The 4,608-nt window shown below is 54.0% G+C and carries 4 protein-coding genes; all 4 read right to left on the bottom strand.

What is annotated here, in order from left to right; translation table 11 throughout:
• Positions 1–207 precede the first annotated feature (207 nt).
• The 4 genes from JCM12296_RS51110 to JCM12296_RS32460 are packed head-to-tail and all read right to left on the bottom strand — an operon-like array spanning position 208 to position 3,845.
• Positions 208–699, bottom strand: a complete 492-nt coding sequence (locus JCM12296_RS51110; RefSeq protein WP_157068111.1) for a CHC2 zinc finger domain-containing protein — start codon at positions 697–699, stop codon at positions 208–210.
• Positions 696–1,487: an IS21-like element helper ATPase IstB gene (gene istB, locus JCM12296_RS32470; protein WP_054701829.1), complete on the bottom strand. Its 792-nt coding sequence runs from the start codon at positions 1,485–1,487 to the stop codon at positions 696–698. Before istB ends, JCM12296_RS51110 begins: the two co-directional genes overlap by 4 nt.
• The gene (gene istA / locus JCM12296_RS32465) at positions 1,471–3,009 is read right to left on the bottom strand and encodes an IS21 family transposase (RefSeq protein WP_054701826.1); all 1,539 of its coding nucleotides are present in this window, start codon (positions 3,007–3,009) and stop codon (positions 1,471–1,473) included. Before istA ends, istB begins: the two co-directional genes overlap by 17 nt.
• Positions 3,003–3,845 (bottom strand): ParB/RepB/Spo0J family partition protein, encoded by an 843-nt coding sequence (locus tag JCM12296_RS32460; RefSeq protein WP_172684223.1) that lies wholly within the window; start codon positions 3,843–3,845, stop codon positions 3,003–3,005. The genes istA and JCM12296_RS32460 overlap by 7 nt, the downstream gene beginning before the upstream one ends.
• Between the last annotated feature and the right edge of the window lie 763 nt (positions 3,846–4,608).

The following is a 4,608-nucleotide window of genomic DNA, read 5'->3' as shown; positions in this document are numbered from 1 at the left end:
TGCTACCGCCGGTTAAAGATGGACCCGTCTTCGTGATTTGATGAACCCATATGAAAGTTGCTGATTTTTGAGGATCAGGTCAGGGAGGTGCCGGTTTAAAAGGTCGGTCCAGGCATTGATGTCACAGAGCCCGCCCAGCCAAAATTCAAAGAAAAGAGCCCGCCCATAAGCCCACCGTGTAAGCCGGAGACTATATGCACAGAGTGATTATTGATTGAGGTACGATCGAAGTTCGCTGACGACGCGGTCAAGATGTCTGAGGCGATGTTCCAGGTGTGAGATTCTCTTAACGATGGATTCCATAGATGGCGCACTGGCTTCGTTTGGGGGAAGCGATGGGATTACGTGGGATAGAATATCGCCGATGGCACAAGGCCCAGCGTTATCGGTCTTGTTCGTAGCGGGGGTGTATTGATGAGAAGACGGCATGCGGCCCTGCAGCCATTTGACACTGTCGACAAAGCTGATCTTCAGCTGGTGCATGACCAGTTCGATGGGGTTGAAGTTCCGTCGGCAAGAAAAGCATCGGGCAAGATTGTGACCGGCATTGACGGATGTGTCCGGTCCACCGCATATGGGGCAGACAAATCGCTGGCTGCTGTCTTGGATGGAAGTACCGAACAGGTTTTTTACGACCCGACCAATGGGGACCCGGTTGCGTAGAAAATTAAGTTCTCCGGACGAAAAACGGCGTGTCATTCGGATGTGCCCGCGGTTCCCTTTTTACGAGGGGATCGATTCAACCGCTTGGATTCGTGCATCCGCCAACTGGGGCCGTCGATGCTGATAATGACCGCATGATGGACCATGCGATCCACGATGGCAGCCGTGACCACGGGATCTCCCAGGTACTTGCCCATGGCCGTAAAATCGATGTTGGTTGTCAAAAGGGTGCTGTTTTTGCCGTAACGGCCTTCGATGACCTTGAAGAAAAGCGACGCGTTACGGGTCGATTCCTGTTCCAAACGGTCAAAGCCGATCTCGTCGATCAAAAGGATATCGGGCCGCACATATGCCTTCAGTTTGTTTTCAAGGGTGTCGTCGGCCAGACCGGACCACAGGTCGCGCAGCATAAAGGAGGCCGTTACATAACGGCAGCGGTACAGGTGCTGACAGGCGAGCAGCAACAGTGCCTTGGCGATATGGCTTTTGCCGGCGCCGGAACTGCCGGCCAGGATCAACCACTGCTTTCGTTGGACAAACGCCAACGTGGCCAGATCCATCACCTGGCGCTTGTCGATGCCGGTTTGAAACGCAAAGTCAAAATCGGCGAGCAATTTGCGCTCAGGCAGTTTTGACTCACGGATGCGCCGCTCCATACGCCTTTCGATCAACGCGACGGCCTCGATTTCCAATAGGCGTTCGAGCACGATTTCGGCCGGCAAGTTTTTTTGGGTCGCCTCAGCCAAGGTCTCATCCAGTGCCTTTTCCATGCGCGAGAGCTTCAGCGTTTTAAGATGGCTGCGGATATTATCCATCGTGGTCATTGCCGGCCTCCTTTAAAAAAGCGCTGTACGCTTCCAGCGGGCGCTGCTTGATCTCCGGCAGCAAGGCGGCGCACTGTGAGGCCGACCGGGTGCTCATCTGTTCCAATTGGCGGGGCGTGTGACGGGCTTTTAAAATCCGCTGCACGGCCTTGCCGTCAAAGGCATAATACTTTGCCGCATGCACCAGCGCCGCGTGAATATCGTCGCAATGATACGTCTCTTTAAGACGTAGGATGTAACGGGCCTGGAACCCGCAATGGTGCCGGTGGCGCCCTTTTAGTCCATCCAGAAACGCCTGTGCACCATCGCCGAGGGACAAAAACGCCGCTTTCACCGGTTCGAGCCCATAGCGCACTTTTTCCGACTTGCGATGATCCGGATCCTCCACTTTCTGTGAGGCGCCCATGGGTTTTCGCTCATGATGCGCAATCACTTCAAGTTCGGGGCTGTACACAATGATATCGTTCTCCGTGGCCTTGACCGTGAGAATATCGGCGACGTATTCATAAGGCACCGAATACAGGTTGGTCTCATGTTCCAAAAATCCGTCCACCCGGCAGACCCGCAGGGCCACCTCGGCGCTGTCGTAGGGATGGGCGGGAAGCGGTCTCAAGGCGGCTTGCTCCTGTTCCAAGAACAGTTCCAACGGCCTGCGACCGGTGGTGTCATGAACATGCACATCCGAGCGGTTTTCCAGCCACCATGCCGCCGTTTGGCGCAGGTCTGCAAGATCGTCAAATGTCCGGCCATTGAGTAGATTCTTTTCAATGTATTGAAACGGGGCCTCGATTTTTCCCTTTGTTTGGGCCCGTCCGGGCAAACACGCCACCGGCCGGCAATGATAATGGGTGATGAAGGCCACGAATGCCGGGTTGTATACCGGCTGGCCGGCCTCCCACCGCAGAATCACAGTTTTCTCACCGTCGTACAGGCAGGCGGCGGGAGCACCGCTAAAATGAGCGAAGGCATCCTGGTGGCGCCGGATCAAGGTATAAAAACGCCGGTCGGTGGTAAAATCGATATACTGCCGGCGTGAAAAACCCAGAATGTACGAGAAACACAGCACGGTCTGCCGGCCGCTACGAATGAAATTCAAGGTGTAGGGACTCCAGTCCATTTGGCCCTGATGTCCGGGCGGGGTCTCGAAACGCACTACCGGCGCTTTCTTCGGCCGTGGCCGGATCTTGCGCAGATACTCCTTGACGATGCTTTGTCCGCCGTCAAAGCCGTTTTCACGAAGATCTTCATACACCCGCACGCCGGTTATGTCGGGATACTTTTCCAAAAGCCCATTGATCATGGATTTGAAGTCGTCCAGCTTGCTTTTTCTCGCGACCGGCCTGCGACAATCGAGTACATCATGGCCTTTATCCCGCGTTTCTTGGTTTTTACGCAGGATCCGCCGGATCGTGTTGCGGCCCATGTTAAAACGACGCGACAGGGCACGAATACTCCATCCTTCGGCATGCATGAGAATAATTTGGTGTTCCAGATCCTGACGGTTGCGAACAAAGACTACCATCGTTTAAGATGTCCATGCATGCCGGCCAGTGCCGATTGGATCCGTTCGATGACGGGCACGACACGCTCCGGCTGACACATGTTCAACTGATCCGTGGTGATGCCGGACAAATACACATCCATCTTGACCAGTCGATTGTGAAAACCGTCGCACCAATCCTTTCGCGGACGGGGCGGATGCCGGTCGCTCAAGATCTTTTCCGGAAAACCAAGAATGACCTCGTGGTTCCACCCCGGCTCTTTGAGCAGCAGCCGGACCAGCTGAGCGGTTTCGCTGCCGGTAAATCCGTATTTCAATACCGTGGTCAGCGCCTTGGCCTGGTTGCCCGCGGGCAACCGTGACAGCTCCCGTCCGATGGTGATGTTGATCAGCCCCAGCTTGAGATGATCCATCACGTCATCGCCGAGCTTTTCCGCCAGCGCAAGACGCCGGCACACATAGCTCTTGTGGCGGTTTAACAGTGTGGCGATCTCGATCTGACTTAAATGATCCTCCCGGTAAAGCGAACGGATCACCAGCGCACTTTCGATATCCGCGAGGGTTCGCGCCTTGGTATTCAGGTAAATGATGGCGGCCTTCATGGCTCTTTGGCCACCGGGCATGACCCGGGCCTGCAGGCCTTCATAACCCAGCTTGCGGCCGGCCCGCAGCCTTTTGAACCCATCCACCATCTCGTATCGATCATCCATCTGCCCCACCACCACGGGGGTCAATTGACCATAGTTTTGCATGGACCGCTCCATGGCGTTTTCCGCCACAGGCTGGATGATCCGTAAATCCGCGTAGCGCTCACCGATGGTTTGCGGGGGAATCGTTATGTAGGGACTATCGGACATGATGCCACCGTATCTCATGGGCACCATCGATGTCGATTGCGTCTTAAAAATGGCTTTCGATTATTCCGTTAGTATTCCATTATAATTTCTATTGGTTATCCATTTGATGGGTCTTAAAATCATTTTTTTGATTAGTCGGTTAATATCGCAATGAAATAACAATACGTTACATTAATCATGCATCTTAAAAACCCTGTGCGCATTATGGCGCTCTCACGGATGCTCGCCCTTTTCCATGGCGCATCACCTGATCGATGATGTATTCCAAGATAATGAGGTGACGGACACCAATGGTGTCGGCCACCAAATCCTTGGGCAGGAATAGGTTGATGCGGCTTGACGGTAAGACAACAGGCGTTCTTTTCTCTGATGCCGCCGGTGGGGCCTCTGTACGGGACAGTTTTTCGCTCAAGTAGTTGGCTTTAAAATAGTCGGGGTTTTTTCGGTTCCACTGCTCACATTGCCGACGATGATTTTCTTTTTGACATGCCAAATCGCCACACGTCTTTTGTCTGCCACTCTGACGCGGATCCGGCATGAACCATTTGCGGCAAATCTTACACGGCCGCTTACGGGTTCGCGTTCGTTGCATCATGCCCTCTCATACACAGGTGGAATGGATGGCACGACATTATAGGTGGGATTATCTTCCGAAAGTAGGAGGCGGGTGGGTCCGTACAATTCCTTGACGGTATTTTCAAAAATGGCGGTGTAGGGGGTTCACTTTCTGCCGGCAGGTGGGGCCATTTTAACCGGCGATGAC

Origin of the sequence: Desulfosarcina cetonica JCM 12296 (genome assembly GCF_001311845.1) — a bacterium.
Lineage (GTDB): Bacteria > Desulfobacterota > Desulfobacteria > Desulfobacterales > Desulfosarcinaceae > Desulfosarcina > Desulfosarcina cetonica.
Note: the sequence above shows the minus strand (reverse complement) of the source record. Positions and strands in the feature narration are given on the sequence as shown.

Bases quoted from the DNA above. Each gene is read 5' to 3' on its own strand.
- JCM12296_RS51110 (WP_157068111.1), bottom strand. From the start codon at position 699: ATGACACGCCGTTTTTCGTCCGGAGAACTTAATTTTCTACGCAACCGG.
- istB (WP_054701829.1), bottom strand. From the start codon at position 1,487: ATGACCACGATGGATAATATCCGCAGCCATCTTAAAACGCTGAAGCTC.
- istA (WP_054701826.1), bottom strand. From the start codon at position 3,009: ATGGTAGTCTTTGTTCGCAACCGTCAGGATCTGGAACACCAAATTATT.
- JCM12296_RS32460 (WP_172684223.1), bottom strand. From the start codon at position 3,845: ATGTCCGATAGTCCCTACATAACGATTCCCCCGCAAACCATCGGTGAG.